The 17218-nt window shown below is 69.8% G+C and carries 16 protein-coding genes; 12 read left to right on the top strand and 4 right to left on the bottom strand.

What is annotated here, in order from left to right:
* Nucleotides 1-81 precede the first annotated feature (81 nt).
* The gene (gene rpmB, locus AB0O76_RS23565) at nucleotides 82-267 is read right to left on the bottom strand and encodes a 50S ribosomal protein L28 (RefSeq protein WP_135330749.1); all 186 of its coding nucleotides are present in this window, start codon (nucleotides 265-267) and stop codon (nucleotides 82-84) included.
* A 261-nt stretch (nucleotides 268-528) separates the two neighbouring features.
* Between rpmB and AB0O76_RS23560 the strand changes: the two genes are divergently transcribed.
* The 9 genes from AB0O76_RS23560 (at nucleotide 529) to mutM (ending at nucleotide 10441) form a co-directional block, all read left to right on the top strand.
* Complete coding sequence (locus AB0O76_RS23560) at nucleotides 529-2184, top strand: DAK2 domain-containing protein (protein WP_365494593.1); 1656 nt, start codon at nucleotides 529-531, stop codon at nucleotides 2182-2184.
* Nucleotides 2185-2256: 72 nt separating this feature from the next.
* Nucleotides 2257-5397: a helicase-related protein gene (locus tag AB0O76_RS23555; protein WP_365494590.1), complete on the top strand. Its 3141-nt coding sequence runs from the start codon at nucleotides 2257-2259 to the stop codon at nucleotides 5395-5397.
* 71 nt (nucleotides 5398-5468) lie between these two features.
* Complete coding sequence (gene rsmD, locus AB0O76_RS23550) at nucleotides 5469-6062, top strand: 16S rRNA (guanine(966)-N(2))-methyltransferase RsmD (RefSeq protein WP_365494587.1); 594 nt, start codon at nucleotides 5469-5471, stop codon at nucleotides 6060-6062.
* Between the two features lie 26 nt (nucleotides 6063-6088).
* Entirely contained in the window at nucleotides 6089-6568 is a 480-nt protein-coding gene (gene coaD, locus AB0O76_RS23545) for a pantetheine-phosphate adenylyltransferase (protein ID WP_365495018.1), read from the top strand.
* 60 nt (nucleotides 6569-6628) lie between these two features.
* Entirely contained in the window at nucleotides 6629-7663 is a 1035-nt protein-coding gene (locus AB0O76_RS23540) for a cell division initiation protein (RefSeq protein ID WP_365494584.1), read from the top strand.
* Between the two features lie 152 nt (nucleotides 7664-7815).
* Nucleotides 7816-8460 (top strand): DUF177 domain-containing protein, encoded by a 645-nt coding sequence (locus AB0O76_RS23535; protein WP_365495015.1) that lies wholly within the window; start codon nucleotides 7816-7818, stop codon nucleotides 8458-8460.
* Between the two features lie 2 nt (nucleotides 8461-8462).
* The gene (gene rpmF, locus AB0O76_RS23530) at nucleotides 8463-8636 is read left to right on the top strand and encodes a 50S ribosomal protein L32 (RefSeq protein WP_003965982.1); all 174 of its coding nucleotides are present in this window, start codon (nucleotides 8463-8465) and stop codon (nucleotides 8634-8636) included.
* Between the two features lie 7 nt (nucleotides 8637-8643).
* Complete coding sequence (gene rnc, locus AB0O76_RS23525) at nucleotides 8644-9483, top strand: ribonuclease III (RefSeq protein ID WP_365494581.1); 840 nt, start codon at nucleotides 8644-8646, stop codon at nucleotides 9481-9483.
* Nucleotides 9484-9580: 97 nt separating this feature from the next.
* Nucleotides 9581-10441 (top strand): bifunctional DNA-formamidopyrimidine glycosylase/DNA-(apurinic or apyrimidinic site) lyase, encoded by an 861-nt coding sequence (mutM, locus tag AB0O76_RS23520; protein ID WP_365494578.1) that lies wholly within the window; start codon nucleotides 9581-9583, stop codon nucleotides 10439-10441.
* Here the strand turns inward: mutM and AB0O76_RS23515 are convergent.
* Together AB0O76_RS23515 and AB0O76_RS23510 are read right to left on the bottom strand one after the other, a co-directional pair.
* Complete coding sequence (locus tag AB0O76_RS23515) at nucleotides 10414-10821, bottom strand: helix-turn-helix domain-containing protein (protein WP_365494575.1); 408 nt, start codon at nucleotides 10819-10821, stop codon at nucleotides 10414-10416. The two genes, mutM and AB0O76_RS23515, sit on opposite strands and share 28 nt — an antisense overlap.
* An 83-nt stretch (nucleotides 10822-10904) precedes the next feature.
* Entirely contained in the window at nucleotides 10905-11855 is a 951-nt protein-coding gene (locus tag AB0O76_RS23510; protein ID WP_365494572.1) for a CAP domain-containing protein, read from the bottom strand.
* A gap of 130 nt (nucleotides 11856-11985) precedes the next feature.
* On the opposite strand from AB0O76_RS23510, the gene AB0O76_RS23505 reads away from it, so the two are divergent.
* Together AB0O76_RS23505 and AB0O76_RS23500 are read left to right on the top strand one after the other, a co-directional pair.
* On the top strand, nucleotides 11986-12267 hold the full coding sequence (locus AB0O76_RS23505) for an acylphosphatase (RefSeq protein ID WP_266871097.1): 282 nt from the start codon (nucleotides 11986-11988) through the stop codon (nucleotides 12265-12267).
* A gap of 382 nt (nucleotides 12268-12649) precedes the next feature.
* Entirely contained in the window at nucleotides 12650-12853 is a 204-nt protein-coding gene (locus tag AB0O76_RS23500) for a hypothetical protein (RefSeq protein ID WP_135333243.1), read from the top strand.
* Nucleotides 12854-12864: 11 nt separating this feature from the next.
* On the opposite strand, the gene AB0O76_RS23495 is transcribed toward AB0O76_RS23500, so the two are convergent.
* Nucleotides 12865-13101, bottom strand: coding sequence for a hypothetical protein (locus AB0O76_RS23495; protein ID WP_365494568.1), 237 nt, complete (start codon nucleotides 13099-13101; stop codon nucleotides 12865-12867).
* Nucleotides 13102-13137: 36 nt separating this feature from the next.
* On the opposite strand from AB0O76_RS23495, the gene AB0O76_RS23490 reads away from it, so the two are divergent.
* The gene (locus AB0O76_RS23490) at nucleotides 13138-17028 is read left to right on the top strand and encodes an AAA family ATPase (RefSeq protein WP_365494565.1); all 3891 of its coding nucleotides are present in this window, start codon (nucleotides 13138-13140) and stop codon (nucleotides 17026-17028) included.
* The last annotated feature ends 190 nt before the right edge of the window (nucleotides 17029-17218 follow it).

The following is a 17218-nucleotide window of genomic DNA, read 5'->3' as shown; positions in this document are numbered from 1 at the left end:
GTGTGGACATACGAAAGAGCCGGTCCCCCGAAGGGGACCGGCTCTTTTCAGCAACCAGCTAGGTGGCCGCGCTTACTTGCGTCAGCGCGAGACCTTGCCGGCCTTGATGCACGAGGTGCAGGCGTTGAGCCGCTTCGGCGTCCCGCTGACCATGGCACGAACGCGCTGGATGTTCGGGTTCCAGCGACGGGACGTGCGGCGGTGAGAGTGCGAGATGTTGTTGCCGAAGCTCGGCCCCTTGCCGCAGACGTCGCAGTTGGCAGCCACGGGTCACTCCAAGACTTCAGATGCACTTACGGTTAAACCCGGCATGCCGGGATCAGTGCAATGATCGTGGGTGGCGTTGCCAGGAGGAATGGCCCGATGGGTATCGGGCAACCGGAGCAGCATACAACGACTGCTTCGGTAGAACGAAACTACCATGTCTCGCCCGGGCCCCGCCTCGGGCCCACCCCTGACCCGCCCGCCGTCTGCGCTCGTCGGGGTCTACGCTGCGTCCATTCCGGATGCCTTAGAGGAGGCCAGCAGGTGCCGCAGAACGTCGACGCCGTCGCGGTGCGAGCCTGGTGCCGCCTCGCTCTGGACGCCCTGGGAAGGGCCCGCGAGGAGATCGACGCGATCAACGTCTACCCGGTCGCGGACGGGGACACCGGAACGAACCTCTACCTGACCGTGGAATCGGCGTCCCGCGCGGTCGACGCGGTGTTCACGGGCCTGGAGCCAGCCCGCCCCTCGCTGGCCGAGGCCATGCGGGCGATGGCGCACGGCGCCCTCATCGGGGCCCGCGGCAACTCGGGCACGATCCTTTCGCAGCTGCTGCGCGGGATGGCGCAGGTGCTCGGTGCCGACACGGGGGACCGCCGTGACCCGGATCACGCGGACGGGCCGACGCTGGCGGTCGCGCTGCGGCGTGCGGCCGAATCCGCCTACCAGGCGGTCGCGCACCCCGTCGAGGGAACCGTCCTCACGGTGGCCACCGCGGCGGCGGACTCGGCATCCGGTGCGGGCGGCGACTGCGGGGCGGTGGCGCGGGCGGCGTACGACGGTGCCTGCCGGGCGCTGGACGCGACGACCGGGCAGCTCGCGGTCCTGGGCAGGGCCGGAGTGGTGGACGCCGGAGGGCGCGGGCTCGTGGCGGTGCTCGGGGCGCTGGTCGGGGCCCTCTCCGGGGAGACGGTGCTCCTGAAGGCGGCCGCGAGCGGGCACGCGCGCGTGGAGCCCGTCGAGTGCGCGGACACCGCGGCCGACGAGGCGGGCCCGGCCTTCGAGGTGATCTACCTCCTGGAGGCGGACGACACGGCCGTAGGGCGCCTGCGGACGCGGCTCGACGGACTTGGCGACTCGCTCGTCGTCGTCGGCGGCGACGGCCTGTGGAACGTGCACGTCCATGTCGACGACGCGGGGGCCGCGGTCGAGGCGGGCGTCGAGGCGGGGCGGCCCCACCGCATCCGCATCACCCACTTCGGAGCGGGCGACGCGCACACCGCAGGCGCCGCGCAGCCGCCCGGGGAGCGGGAACGTACGCAGCGCGCGATCGTCGCGGTCGTACCGGGCGAGGGTCTTGCGGGTCTCTACACAGAGGCCGGGGCGACCACGGTGCTCACGCGTCCCGGGGAGCCGCCCGCCAGCGGGGAGCTCGTGGAGGCGATCCGGCGGGCCCACGCGCGCGAGGTGGTGCTCCTGCCGAACGACGCCGAGCTGCGCCACACCGCGGCGGCCGCCGCCGAGCAGGCCCGCACGGAGGGCGTACGCGTCGCGCTGATCCCCACCCGCTCCGCGGTCCAGGGCATCGCGGCCCTGGCCGTGCACGAACCGGACCGCCGCTTCGACGAGGACGTCGTCGCCATGACCTCGGCGGCCGGCGCGACCCGGTACGGCGAACTGGCCGTCGCCGAGCGGCAGTCCTGGACCATGGCCGGCATCTGCCAGGCCGGGGACGTCCTCGGCCTGATCGACGGCGATGTCGCGGTGATCGGCGACGAGACGACCGACACCGCGCGGACCGTCCTTGACCGGATGCTGGCCGCGGGCGGCGAGATGGTCACGCTGGTGCTCGGCGAGAGCGTGCCCGACAGCCTCGCCGACGAGCTGGAGAAGCATGTGCGCGAGGCCCATCTCGCCGTCGACACGGTGGTCTACCGCGGCGGACGCCAATCGGCGCTGCTGCTGATCGGCGTCGAGTAGCCGACCCGTGGCGCCCTCGCCCGGAGGCGGATTCGGGAGACGTACGCCGGATTGTCAGTGGCGTGGTGTGCAATGGATCTCGTGCCCGCGCTCGAAGAACCCCTGAAGAAAGTGGTCGGTCCTCCCACCGCGAAGGTGATGGCCGAGCACCTCGACCTGCACACCGTCGGCGACCTGCTGCACCACTACCCGCGCAGGTACGCGGAGCGGGGCGAGCTCACCCGACTCGCCGAACTGCCGCTCGACGAGCACGTCACGGTGGTCGCCCAGGTCGCGACCGCCCGCGTCCTGAGATTCAACGGGGGCAGCGGCCAGCGCCTCGAAGTGACGATCACCGACGGCAGCGGCCAGCTCCAGCTGGTCTTCTTCGGCCGGGGCATCCACAAGCCGCACAAGGACCTGCTGCCGGGCACACGCGCGATGTTCGCGGGCAAGGTGTCCGTCTTCAACCGCAAGATGCAGCTCGCCCATCCCGCGTACGAACTGCTGCGGGGCGACACAGATGACGCGGTCGACGCGGTCGATTCCTGGGCGGGCGCGCTCATCCCGATCTATCCGGCCACCGCCAAGCTGGAGTCCTGGAAGATCGCCAAGTCGGTGGACGCGGTGCTGCCCAGCGCCCAGGAGGCCGTCGATCCGCTGCCGCCCTCGCTCCGGGACGGCCGGGGGCTCATCCCGCTCCCCGAGGCGCTCCTGAAGATCCACCGGCCGCACTCGAAGGCGGACATCGCCTCCGCCCGCGACCGCCTGAAGTGGGACGAGGCCTTCGTCCTCCAGGTGGCCCTGGCCAGGCGGCGGTACGCGGACGCGCAACTGCCCGCGATCGCCCGCAGGCCGAGCGAGGGCGGCCTGCTCGACGCCTTCGACGCCAAGCTGCCGTTCACGCTCACCGAGGGCCAGGAGAAGGTCTCCAAGGAGATCTTCGACGACCTGGCGACCGAACACCCGATGCACCGCCTCCTCCAGGGAGAGGTGGGTTCCGGCAAGGCTCAGCCGCTTGATTCGCTGGTCCTTACGCCGGACGGCTTCCGGCCTATGGGTGACATCCGGGAAGGCGAATCCGTCGTCGTGCCCTCGGGCGAGATCGCCGTGGTCGAGGGCGTCTTTCCGCAAGGTGAGCGCGACGTGTGGCGCATGACTCTGTCGGACGACAGCTCCGTGGAGTGCGATGACGAGCACCTCTGGATCGTCGGTACGAGCTGTGGCTGGCATCGCGGCCAGCCGCCCAAGATCATGACGACCCGGGAAATCCGCCTGGACCTGCTCGAGCCGAACGGATCCTCGAAGTGGTATCTCCCCGCTGCGACACCAGCCGATCTCGGAGGTGACGTAGCGCCGCCTCTCGACCCCTACTTTTTCGGGCTGCTGCTGGGGGGCGGCTCCTTCAGGCACAATCTGCGGCTATCCACGATCGACGACGAGATTCACGACGCTGCTGCTCACCGGCCAGGAGGAGTCCGCAACCCTGTCATTCAGACGCTGCGGGACCTGGGACTGTGGGGCCTGACATCACACGACAAGTTCATCCCCGATGCGTTCAAGAATGCGTCGATCAAGAATCGGCTGGCGCTCCTCCAAGGGCTTCTGGACACAGACGGCACGATTCAATCGGACGGGCTGAGTATTTCGTTGTGCTCGGCCTCGCTCAGGCTTGCTGAAGATGTTGCATGGCTCGTGCGGTCGCTGGGCGGCCGGGCAAGGGTGCTGCCGAAGAAGACGGCCTTCAACGTGTCGATCGCCTTGCCCGACGAGTACGCCCCCTTCCGGCTCACGCGCAAGGCGGAACGAGTGTGTGTGCGGCCGAAGTACAACACCTTCCGACGGGGAATCCGCAGCGTCGAGTTCGTCGGTCGGAAACCGGTCCAGTGCATCAGCGTCGCGCATCCGAGCCGTGCCTACGTCACCGACAACTTCACGGTGACGCACAACACGATGGTCGCCCTGCGCGCCATGCTCGCCGTCGTCGACGCGGGGGGCCAGGCCGCGATGCTCGCGCCCACCGAAGTCCTCGCCCAGCAGCACCACCGCTCGATCGTCGAGATGATGGGCGAGCTGGCCGAGGGCGGCATGCTGGGCGGCTCCGAGCAGGCCACCAAGGTCACGCTGCTCACCGGCTCCATGGGCGCGGCCGGGCGTCGGCAGGCGCTGCTCGACCTGGTCACGGGCGAGGCCGGGATCGTCATCGGCACGCACGCGTTGATCGAGGACAAGGTCCAGTTCCACGACCTGGGCCTGGTCGTCGTCGACGAACAGCACCGCTTCGGGGTCGAGCAGCGCGACGCCCTGCGCGGCAAGGGCAAGCAGCCCCCGCACCTCCTGGTCATGACGGCCACGCCCATTCCGCGCACGGTCGCGATGACCGTCTTCGGTGACCTGGAGACCTCGGTCCTCGACCAGCTCCCCGCGGGCCGCTCGCCGATCGCCAGCCATGTCGTCCCCGCCCAGGACAAGCCGCACTTCCTCGCCCGCGCGTGGGAGCGCGTGCGCGAGGAGGTGGAGAGCGGCCACCAGGCGTACGTGGTCTGCCCGCGCATCGGGGACGAGGAGGACGACAAGAAGAGCGCGAAGAAGAGGTCCGCCGAGGACGAGGCCGAGAAGCGGCCCCCGCTCGCCGTCATCGAGGTCGCCGAGCAGCTGGCCCAGGGGCCCCTCCAAGGCCTCAAGGTGGAGATCCTGCACGGCCGTATGCAGCCCGACGACAAGGACGCGGTGATGCGCCGCTTCGCCGCGGGCGAGACCCAGGTCCTTGTCGCCACGACGGTCATCGAGGTCGGCGTGAACGTCCCGAACGCCACCGCCATGGTGATCATGGACGCTGACCGCTTCGGCGTATCTCAGCTGCACCAGCTGCGCGGACGTGTCGGACGAGGTTCGGCCCCGGGCCTGTGCCTCCTGGTCACCGACATGCCCGAGGCGAGCCCCGCCCGCGCCCGCCTGGGCGCCGTCGCCTCGACGCTCGACGGCTTCGAGCTCTCCCGCATCGACCTGGAGCAGCGCCGCGAGGGCGACGTCCTTGGCCAGGCGCAGTCGGGTGTCCGCTCCAGCCTGCGCATGCTCGCCGTCATCGAGGACGAGGAGATCATCGCGGAGGCCCGCGAGGAAGCCGTCTCGGTCGTCTCCAAGGACCCGGACCTGGAGCGGCTGCCCGCGCTGCGCACCGCCCTGGACGCGCTGCTCGACGCCGAGCGCGAGCAGTACCTCGACAAGGGCTGAGCGGCGGTCATGGGGCGTCGGCTGAGACACTGGGACGGCACCATCCCGTACGTACACCGACAAGGACTCAGATGACCCGCGTGATCGCCGGTACGGCCGGCGGACGCCGCCTCGCCGTCCCGCCAGGAAACGGCACACGGCCCACGTCGGACCGCGCGCGCGAGGGCCTGTTCTCCACCTGGCAGGCCTTCCAGGGCACGCTCGACGGCGCACGCGTCCTCGACCTGTACGCCGGGTCCGGCGCCGTCGGCCTCGAAGCGCTCTCCCGAGGCGCGGCCCACACCCTGCTCGTCGAGGCGGACGCCCGCGCGGTGCGCACCATCAGGGAGAACGTGAAGGCGCTGGGCCTGCCCGGCGCCGAGGTCAGGGCGGGCAAAGCGGCCCAGATCGTCCAGGGCGGCACTCCCGGAACCCCGTACGACCTGGTGTTTCTCGACCCGCCGTACGCGGTCACCGACGACGATCTTCGCGAGATCCTCCTCACACTCCGCGCGGAAGGCTGGCTCACGGACGATGCGCTCGTCACCGTTGAACGCAGTACCAGAGGCGGAGAATTCGGCTGGCCCGACGGTTTCGAAGCACTGAGGTCCCGTCGCTACGGCGAAGGCACGTTTTGGTACGGTCGCGCCGCCTCTACGTGCGACGACTCAGTGATCGCGCCATGACCGGACCGGAGAGCGAGGGACTTCAGTTGCGCCGCGCCGTCTGTCCGGGGTCATTCGACCCCATCACCAATGGACACCTCGACATCATCGCCCGCGCCTCCAAGCTGTACGACGTGGTGCACGTCGCGGTGATGATCAATCAGTCGAAGAAGGGCCTCTTCTCCGTCGAGGAGCGGATCGAGATGATCCGCGAGGTCACAGCCGACTTCGGGAACGTCGAGGTCGAGTCCTTCCACGGCCTCCTCGTCGACTTCTGCAAGCAGCGGGACATCCCGGCCATCGTCAAGGGCCTGCGCGCGGTCAGCGACTTCGACTACGAACTGCAGATGGCCCAGATGAACAACGGCCTCTCGGGTGTCGAGACGCTCTTCGTGCCCACCAACCCCACCTACAGCTTCCTGTCCTCCTCGCTCGTCAAGGAGGTCGCGGCGTGGGGCGGCGACGTCGCGCACCTGGTCCCCCCGCTGGTGTTCGAAGCCCTCAACAAGCGCCTCGCCAAAGGCTGATCAAGGGCTACAGTCTTCCCGTCCGTCTCCCAACAAGCTGTAGAGAGTGGCGAGCACACGGTGGACGTGCAGAAGAAGATCGACGAGATCGTCGAGGCGATCGGCAGCGCCCGGTCCATGCCCATGTCGGCCTCGTGCGTGGTCAACCGCGCCGATCTGCTCTCGATGCTCGAAGAGGTGCGCCAGGCCCTGCCCGGCTCCCTCGCCCAGGCCCAGGAGCTGATCGGCGGCCGTGAGCAGCTGGTCGAGCAGGCCCGCCAGGAGGCCGAGCGGATCATCGAGACGGCGCACGCCGAACGCGGCTCGCTGATCTCCGACACGGAGGTCGCCCGCAACTCCCAGGGCGAGGCGTCCCGCATCCTCGCCGAGGCCCGCCAGGCCGCCGAAGAGGTCCGCGTCGAGGCCGACGACTACGTGGACAGCAAGCTCGCCAACTTCGAGGTCGTCCTCACCAAGACCCTCGGCTCGGTCGGCCGCGGCCGCGAGAAGCTCCTCGGCACGGGGCCCGGCCTCGACGAGCAGGGTTACGAGGACGAGGACGCCCCGCAGCGCAGCCTCGACCCCGAGACGCTCCGCCGGGACGCCGACGCGTACGTGGACGCCAAGCTCGGCGCCTTCGAGGCGGTACTCGCCAAGACCCTGGAGGCGGTCGGCCGCGGCCGCCAGACGCTGCACGGCCGGGCACCCGCCGACGAGCTCGGCGGCCTCGTGCAGGGCGACGGCGCCTCCCAGGCGCACACCACCGACGCCGAGTACCTGGCGGACCTCGCAGGACCCATGGCGGCCGCCGCGACGCCCGCGCCTCCGCAGCAGCCCCCCGCGGCCCCCCAGATCCCGGCCCAGCAGCCCTACGCCCCGGCCGCCCAGCAGGAGCCGGACCCCTACGCGTATCAGCAGCAGGACCAGTACGCGTACCAGCAGCAGTACGCCCAGCAGGACCCGTACGGCTACCAGCAGCAGGATCCGTACGGCTACCCGCAGCAGGGCTACGAGCAGCCTCAGTACGAGGCACCCGCGGTGCTGGAGGAGGCCAGCCTCTTCGACACCGGCATGATCACCGCGGAGCAGCTGCGCCAGTACGAACAGGGTCGCTAGTACCGGATTGGGCCGAGAGCGAATGGTCCAGTATCCTGGCTCTTCGGTCGCGCGTACGTCCGCGATCCAGGCTGCCCGGCTTGTGGGAGAGCACCTGACTCTCGCGGACAGGGCGGCCCTTGAACTTCCAGGATCTGAAAGCAGGAAAAGCCCTGAGTGCTCGCCTTGACCACCGAAACCCTCTCGTGTTCGACACACACGAGCTGGGTCGGCGTCCCGGTGCGCTGCAGCGGCTGACCCGTTCCGTCGAAGCTCCCGGTTCGCCGGCGACCTTCGGCATCGAAGGGGTCATCGGAGTGCCGGAAGGCGCCCCGGTCGAGCTGAAGATCCGCCTGGAGTCGGTCATGGAAGGGGTGCTTGTCACAGGCACCGCCCGTGCATCGGCCGAGGGGGAGTGCGTAAGGTGTCTGGAGCCGCTGACCCTTGAGGTCGACGCGGATTTCCAGGAGATGTTCTCGTACCCTGACGCCGACGACCGGGGCCGCGCAGCGGAACCGGCCGACGACGCCGAGGAAGATGAGGACAGGCTCTATCTCGAGGACGGCATGTTCGACCTCGAGCCTGTGCTGCGTGATGCGGTGGTGCTCGCACTGCCGATGCAGCCGGTGTGCCAGGACGACTGTCCGGGCCTGTGTTCCCAGTGCGGAGCGCGGCTCGCGGACGACCCGGACCACCACCATGACGCCGTCGACATTCGTTGGGCGGCACTGCAGGGACTCGCCGGGACCATCCAGGACGGCGAGAAGGACGAGATGAGCGGCGCCGAAGCTGGCGTCGACGAGAAGCAGGAGAAGTAGCCGTGGCTGTTCCGAAGCGGAAGATGTCGCGCAGCAACACGCGCCACCGCCGGTCGCAGTGGAAGGCTGCGGTCCCCACCCTGGTTTCGTGTGAGCGTTGCCAGGAGCCGAAGCTCCAGCACATCGCGTGCCCGAGCTGCGGCACGTACAACAAGCGCCAGGTCCTCGAGGTCTGAGCGGCTGGTGAGAGGCACCGTGTCTAGCCATAAAACGGCGGAAGACGCCAACGCTGAAAAGGCTGCAAACGCCAAGAAGCAGGCGGACAACAACACGGCCTCGTCCCACACGCTTTTGGAAGGGCGGCTCGGGTACCAACTCGAGTCCGCCCTTCTGGTGCGTGCGCTGACCCACCGTTCGTACGCGTACGAGAACGGCGGCCTGCCGACGAACGAGCGGCTCGAGTTCCTCGGGGACTCGGTGCTCGGCCTCGTCGTCACGGACACGCTCTATCGCACCCACCCCGACCTGCCCGAAGGCCAGCTGGCCAAGTTGCGGGCCGCGGTGGTCAATTCGCGTGCGCTTGCGGAGGTCAGTCGCGGCCTCGACCTCGGCTCCTTCATCCGGCTCGGCCGCGGTGAAGAGGGCACGGGTGGCCGGGACAAGGCATCCATCCTCGCCGACACCCTTGAAGCGGTGATCGGCGCGGTCTATCTGGACCAGGGTCTGGACGCGGCGGGCGAGCTGGTGCACCGGCTCTTCGACCCGCTGATCGAGAAGTCCTCGAACCTGGGCGCGGGCCTGGACTGGAAAACCAGCCTCCAGGAGCTCACCGCCACCGAGAGCCTCGGCGTGCCCGAGTACCTCGTCACGGAGAGCGGCCCGGACCACGAGAAGACCTTTACTGCTGCCGCCCGCGTCGGAGGCGTCTCGTACGGCACCGGCACCGGCCGCAGCAAAAAGGAAGCGGAGCAGCAGGCCGCGGAGTCGGCGTGGCGTGAGATTCGCGCCGCCGCGGATGAGCGGATCAAGGCGGAGGCGGCTGCCGCCTCTGCTGACGGGGTTGCGGACGCACCCTCCGTCTGACCTCTGTTCCACCGTTTTCGGTGCCGGTCGCCTTTCAGGTGGCCGGCACCAGCCTTTTCCCGCCCACTCGCCCGTTACGCCGAAATGGACAAGCCCCGTGCCCGAGCTCCCCGAAGTCGAAGTCGTCAGGCGCGGGCTCGAACGCTGGGTGGCTCATCGCACCGTCATCGAGGTCGAGGTGCTGCATCCCCGTGCCGTGCGGCGGCATCTCGCGGGCGGGGAGGACTTCGCGCACCGGCTCAAGGGGCAGCGCGTCGGTACGGCGATGCGGCGCGGCAAGTATCTCTGGCTGCCCCTCGAGGACAGCGGCACCTCGATCCTCGCCCATCTCGGCATGAGCGGGCAGTTGCTCGTACAGCCTCAAGAGGCGCCCGACGAGAAGCACTTGAGGATCCGGATGCGGTTCGCCGACGTGCTCGGCACCGAGCTGCGCTTCGTCGACCAGCGCACCTTCGGCGGGCTCTCGCTGCACGAGAACACCCCCGACGGACTGCCCGACGTCATCGCGCACATCGCACGCGATCCCCTCGACCCGCAGTTCGACGACGCGGCCTTCCACGCCGCGCTGCGCCGACGTCGTACGACGATCAAACGCGCCCTGCTCGACCAGTCGTTGATCAGCGGGGTCGGCAACATCTACGCGGACGAGGCCCTTTGGCGCGCGAAGCTGCACTACGAGCGCCCGACCGCCACGTTCACCCGGCCGCGCACGGCCGAACTCCTGGGCCACGTACGGGATGTGATGAACGAGGCGCTGGCCGTCGGCGGCACCAGCTTCGACAGCCTGTACGTGAATGTGAACGGCGAGTCCGGCTACTTCGAGCGGTCGCTCGACGCCTACGGCCGTGAGGACGAGCCGTGCCGCCGCTGTGGCACGGCCATGCGCCGGCGCCCCTGGATGAACCGCTCCAGCTACTTCTGCCCGCGCTGTCAGCGGCCCCCGCGCTCCGCGTCGTAACGCTCCCGCGCCACCAGTACGTCGTCCATCCGGCCCTCCATGTAGTGCACGAGGGTCATCAGGCGCTGCGCGAACTCCCGTCCCAGCGGGGTGAGTTCATAGTCCACGCGCGGCGGGTTGGTGGGCTGCGCCTCGCGGTGCACCAGGCCGTCGCGCTCCAGCGCGTGCAGTGTCTGGGACAGCATCTTCTCGCTCACGCCGTCGACGCGGCGGCGCAGTTCGTTGAAACGGAACGTGCCGTCGTGCAGCGCGCCCAGGGTGAGCGCGCCCCAGCGTCCCGTGACGTGCTCCAGCGTGCCGCGCGACGGGCACTGCTTGGAGAACACGTCGTACGCCATGTCCGGGGTCGGGGCGTCTTCGGTCCGGGTGGTCGCATCCATGCAGACAGCCTACTCGTGCGCAGCGCAAACCTCAGGTTTGCGCTAACGAAAAGTTAGTGCTCTCGCGTCCCGGAAGCCGGGGTCTAGAAGCCGAAGTCCTGCGTCCACCAAGGGCCGCCCGGCGCGAAGTGCGCGCCGACGCCCAGGGTCTTGTAGTCACAGTTGAGGATGTTGGCGCGGTGGCCGGCGCTGTTCATCCAGGCGTCCATCACGGACTGGGCGTTGGCCTGGCCGCGCGCGATGTTCTCGCCGCCCAGATTCGCTATCCCGGCCTTCTCGGCGCGGTCCCACGGGGTCGCGCCGTCCAGGTCGGTGTGGTCGAAGAAGTCGCGGGTGGCCATGTCCGAACTGAAGTCACCGGCCAGCGAGGCCAGCGAGTCGTCCGCGCGCACGGGGGAGCAGCCCGCCTTGGCCCGCTCCTCATTGACGAGGGTGAGCACCTCGGCCTCGGCCGTGGCCTCCGCGGACGGCGACTTCGAGCTCGGCGCCGGCGCCGGCGGCGCCTTCGGCTTCTGTGGGGCGGTGCGCGAGGGGCTCGGTGCCTTCGTCTTCTCTTCCGGCTCCGGCTTCGGCTTCGGCGCCTGGGACGACGGCTTCTCGGACGGCTTCTGCGAGGGCGTCCCGGTGGACTGCGAGGGGGACGGGTCCGGCGCTTCGGAGCGGTCCGTGCCTCGGCTCGGTGCGGTCGACTCGCGTCCTGCGTCGGCATCGGCGTCCGCGCCGCCCTGTGCCGCCACCCCGGTGGGGGAGCTGGCGGAACGCACCTTGTTGGAGTCGCCGCCACCGCCCAGCGAGTAGTTGTCGGAGCCGGGGACCAGGCCGGAGGCGATCGCCACGGCACCCATCGCGACGGCGGCGGACACGCCGAGCAGGCCGGTGCGCACCGGTGCGGCCACACGGCCCTTGCGGCGGTGCGACACGGCGGCGGTGCGGGGCTCGGGGGCGCCCGCGTGGTCGTCGGCGTACGGGGCGGGTGCCCCAGTGGCGCGGCCGGTGGCGGCTCCCCCTGCGCCGGAGCGTCGGTGGCGTCCCATCTCTGGCCTTCCTCGTCCTAGCGGTCAACGTGACTCACTCATACGAGTGAGGCTCATCGAGTCGGGACTGTACGCGATGGCGCATGGGGGCGAAGTGCTCCGAGAGCAATTGGCCGGTTAGCGTGCACCCATGAACGAAGAAGTCAGACTCACCGCCTGGGTGCGCGGCCGGGTGCAGGGCGTGGGTTTCCGCTGGTTCACGCGGGCGCGGGCGCTGGAGATCGGCGGCCTGAGTGGTTTTGCTCTCAATCTGGAGGACGGCCGCGTACAAGTGGTCGCCGAGGGTCCCCGAGCGGGCGCCCAGGAGCTGCTCGACTGGCTGCGGGACGGCGACACTCCCGGCCGGGTCGACGGAGTCACTGAGATCTGGGACACCCCGCGCGGCATCTACGAGACGTTCGCGATTCGCTGACGGAGACTGGAAGGGAGGGCCCGCCCAGGAGTGCCCAAGGCAACTGCCGGGGGCAGGAAAGACCTGGTGGTTGCCAAGAACCCCTTGTCGTGGCAGGCTCCGCAAGTAAGGATGATCGACACGCCCTCAGGGCCCCGCAGCAGAGGCAGCGCCGCAGTTTTGACGGCGAGATGCCCCCGGGTTGCCCGCCAATACGGGGCGTGATCGTGTTGACCGTCAAACTTTTTGGTGAGACTCTGGAAGCCCCGCGCACCTTAGCTGTTTGGCATGTGAGAACGGCCAGCAAGACCAGCAGGAACAACGAGTGCCAAGCACCGCGGGTGCGATTCCCTCACGACCCACACCGCTTCGGTCGGTCACTCATTGTGGAGGACCATCCATCATGGCAAAGGCGCTTCTCGGTTACGTCGGCGGTTCCGACCCGCGACTTCTCGCCGAGATGCGACGGCTCCAGCAGCGCGTCCAGGACCTGGAATCTGAGCTCGTGAAGATCCAGGCCGAGAACGACGCGCTCGCGGCTGCCGCTTCTCACGAATCGCTCCTGGAGAGCATCGACGTACCCCAGGCGGAGCCTGCGCTCACCTGACCACTGCCACCTCAGTAAAGGCGTCTGTCCTCGCAAGGTGCTGCGTAAAGATCATTGGCGTAATGATCATTGTGCGCCACGCGCTTTCCGCTTTGTGAGTTGCCTGCTAACGCACGTGGTCGGGCTGCCCATGTCAGCCGCTTGTTCAGATCGATTGTCCAGATCTGCAAGGGACGCTTCGGCGTCCCTTCTTTCTTGCCCCCGTGTCGCCCGGTTCCTTTACCGTCTGATGTGCCCTGCATCTTCATGGGTGAAACGGTCAGTGAAAGGTAGAGTCCAGCGGCGTGCACCTCAAGGCCCTCACCCTGCGCGGTTTCAAATCCTTCGCGTCGGCCACGACGCTGAAGTTCGAGCCGGGCATCACCTGCGTCGTCGGACCCAACGGCTCAGGCAAGTCCAATGTCGTGGACGCGCTGAGCTGGGTCATGGGCGAGCAGGGTGCCAAGTCGCTGCGCGGCGGCAAGATGGAGGACGTCATCTTCGCCGGCACCACCGGGCGGCCGCCGCTCGGCCGCGCCGAGGTGTCCCTCACCATCGACAACTCCGACGGTGCGCTTCCCATCGAGTACGCGGAAGTCACCATCACGCGGATCATGTTCCGCAACGGCGGCAGCGAGTACCAGATCAACGGGGACACCTGCCGGCTCCTCGACATCCAGGAGCTGCTCTCCGACTCGGGCATCGGCCGCGAGATGCACGTCATCGTCGGGCAGGGCCAGCTCGACGGGGTGCTGCACGCCGACCCGATGGGGCGCAGGGCCTTCATCGAGGAGGCCGCGGGCGTCCTCAAGCACCGCAAGCGCAAAGAGAAGGCGCTGCGCAAGCTCGACGCGATGCAGGCCAACCTCGCCCGCGTCCAGGACCTCACCGACGAACTGCGGCGCCAGCTCAAGCCCCTGGGGCGGCAGGCGGCCGTCGCCCGGCGGGCCGCCGTCATCCAGGCCGATCTGCGCGATGCCCGGCTGCGGCTCCTCGCCGACGATCTCGTACGACTCAGAGCGGCGCTCCAGACCGAAGTGGCGGACGAGGCGGCGCTCAAGCAGCGCAAGGACGCCGCCGAGGCCGAGCTGAAGAAGGCGCTGCAGCGCGAGGCCGAGCTCGAAGACGAGGTGCGGCGTCTCACGCCGCGGCTCCAGCAGGCGCAGCAGACGTGGTACGAGCTGTCGCAGCTGGCCGAGCGGGTGCGCGGCACGGTCTCCCTCGCCGACGCCCGGGTCAAGAGCGCGACCGCAGCGCCGCCGGAGGAGCGCCGTGGCCGTGACCCCGAGGACATGGAGCGCGAGGCCGCGCGGATCCGCGAGCAGGAGGCGGAGCTGGAGGCGGCGCTCGAAGCGGCGGAGCACGCGCTTGAGGACACGGTGGGCCACCGTGCCGATCTTGAGCGGGAGTTGGCGGTCGAGGAGCGTCGCCTCAAGGACGTGGCGCGGGCCATCGCCGACCGGCGCGAGGGGCTCGCGCGGCTGAACGGCCAGGTCAACGCGGCGCGTTCGCGGGCGGGCTCCGCGCAGGCCGAGATCGACCGGCTCGCCGTGGCCCGCGACGAGGCGGGGGAGCGCGCCGTCGCCGCCCAGGAGGAGTACGAGCAGCTCAAGGCGGAGGTCGACGGTCTTGACGCCGGTGACGCGGAGCTCGCCGGGCGGCACGACGAGGCGAAGCGTTCCCTCGCCGATGCCGAGGCCGCGCTCACCGCCGCGCGGGAGGCCGCCACCGCGGCCGAACGTAAGCGGGCCGCGGTCGCCGCCCGGCACGATGCGCTCGCGCTCGGTCTTCGCCGCAAGGACGGCACGGGGGCGCTGCTCGCCGCCAAGGACCGGATCGCCGGGCTCCTTGGACCCGCGGCCGAGCTGCTCACGATCGCTCCGGGGTACGAGGTTGCGGTCGCCGCCGCCTTCGGTGCCGCTGCGGACGCGATTGCCGTGAGCACGCCCGCCTCGGCTGCGGAGGCGATCCGGCTGCTGCGGAAACAGGACGGCGGCCGGGCCGCGCTGTTGCTGGCGGGGGCGCCGGACGCGTGGGACGGAGGATACGACGGCTCGGCGGGCGCGCGCGGCGCGGAGTCGGGCGGTGCGGGTCGTCGGCGTGCGGAGGTGCCCGGTGGCGGTGTGCGGGCCGGTGGTGGCAGTGCGCAGGCGCTTGGTGATGGCGTCGGGTTGGGCGGTGGGGAGTCGGGCGGTGCGGGCCGGCGTGGTGCGGCGGTGCCCGGTGGCGGTGTGCAGGCCGACGGAGGCGGCGCGGAGGCGCTTGGCGATGACGCCGAGTCGGATGATGCGGGTCGACGTGGCCCGGAGGCTCCCGGCAGCAGCGCCCGAGCGCAGACTCTGCCCGCTCAGCCCGGCGGCGCCCCCGGTGACGCACGGTCCGCATCCGCCCAAGGCCCGCCCTTCGTCGCTGAACTGGTGCGCGGGCCCGATGAGTTGATGCCCGCCGTGCGGCGGCTGCTGCGGGGCGTGGTGGCGGTGGGGACGCTCGAGGACGCCGAGGATCTCGTCTACGCGCGGCCCGAGTTGACCGCGGTCACCACCGAAGGCGACCTGCTCGGGGCGCACTTCGCGCAGGGCGGGTCCGCGGGTGCGCCCAGCCTCCTGGAGGTGCAGGCGTCCGTCGACGAGGCCGCGGCCGAACTCGCCGAGCTCGGCACGGCCTGTGAGCGGCTCGCCGACGAACAGCACATCGCGGGTGAGCGGCGCAAGGAAGTGGCCGCGCTCGTCGAGGAGTTGGGGGAGCGCAGGCGCGCCGCCGACCGGGAGAAGTCGTCCGTGGCCCAGCAGCTCGGTGCGCTCGCCGGGCAGGCGCGCGGCGCCGCCGGTGAGGCCGAGCGCAGTGCCGCCGCCGCGGCCAAGGCGCAGGACGCGCTGGACAAGGCGGTCGAGGAGGCCGAGGAGCTGGCCGAGCGGCTGCTCGTCGCCGAGGAGGCACCGGCCGAGGAGGAGCCCGACACCGCCGTGCGTGACCGGCTCGCCGCCGACGGAGCCAATGCCCGGCAGACCGAGATGGAGGCCAGGCTTCAGGTCCGTACGCATGAGGAGCGGGTCAAGGGTCTTGCGGGCCGTGCCGATTCGCTCGACCGGGCCGCGCGCGGCGAACGCGAGGCACGCGCGCGTGCCGAGCAGCGCAAGGCCCGGATGCGGCATGAGGCGGCGGTCGCCGACGCCGTCGCGCGCGGTGCCCGGCAGCTGCTCGCGCACGTCGAGGTCTCTCTCGCACGGGCCGATGAGGAGCGCGGAGCCGCCGAGCGCGCCAAGGAGGTCCGGGAGCGGGACCTTGTTGCCGAGCGGAACCAGGGCCGTGACCTCAAGGCGGAGCTGGACAAGCTGACGGACTCGGTGCACCGGGGCGAGGTGCTCGGCGCCGAGAAGCGCATGCGGATCGAGCAGTTGGAGGCCAAGGCGCTCGAGGAGCTCGGCGTCGAGCCGGCAGGCCTCGTCGCCGACTACGGCCCCGACCAGCTCGTGCCGCCCTCGCCGCCGGCCGAGGGCGAGGAACTCCCCGAGGACCCGGAGCACCCGCGCAACAAGCCCGTTCCGTACGTCCGTGGCGAGCAGGAGAAGCGGCTGAAGTCAGCCGAACGGGCGTATCAGCAGCTCGGGAAGGTGAACCCGCTGGCTCTTGAGGAGTTCGCGGCGTTGGAGGAACGCCATAAGTTCCTGAGCGAGCAGCTCGAGGACCTGAAGAAGACGCGCACCGATCTCCTGCAGGTGGTGAAGGAGGTCGACGAGCGCGTCGAGCAGGTCTTCACCGAGGCCTACCGGGACACGGCCCGGGAGTTCGAAGGCGTCTTCTCGCGCCTCTTCCCGGGCGGTGAGGGACGGCTGATCCTCACCGATCCCGACAACATGCTCGCCACCGGTGTCGATGTCGAGGCGCGTCCGCCGGGCAAGAAGGTCAAGCGGCTCTCGCTGCTTTCGGGTGGTGAGCGGTCGCTGACCGCCGTGGCGCTGCTCGTTTCGATCTTCAAAGCGCGGCCCAGCCCCTTCTATGTGATGGACGAGGTCGAGGCCGCGCTCGACGACACCAACCTGCAGCGCCTCATCCGCATCATGGAGGAGCTGCAGGAGGCCTCGCAGCTCATCGTGATCACGCACCAGAAGCGGACGATGGAGGTCGCGGACGCGCTCTACGGCGTGTCCATGCAGGGCGACGGCGTCTCAAAGGTGATCAGTCAGCGGCTTCGTTAGCCCGCCGTAACCCTCCCTTCACTCATTCAAGACTTGAACGAAGCTCACCTCACGCGTGCCTGAAGTTCACAGGAACCCAGGTATTGACTTCGAAACTTGAAGGCATAGTCTCTGCAACGTTGCTTTTACCTTCAGGTGGTGGGCGGCGTGAAGTTGTGCGCCACTTGAAGTGCTCGCCCCCACCCCCGGC

Source organism: Streptomyces sp. NPDC086554 (genome assembly GCF_040686095.1).
GTDB lineage: Bacteria > Actinomycetota > Actinomycetes > Streptomycetales > Streptomycetaceae > Streptomyces.
This window is presented reverse-complemented; position numbering and strand designations above follow the sequence as displayed.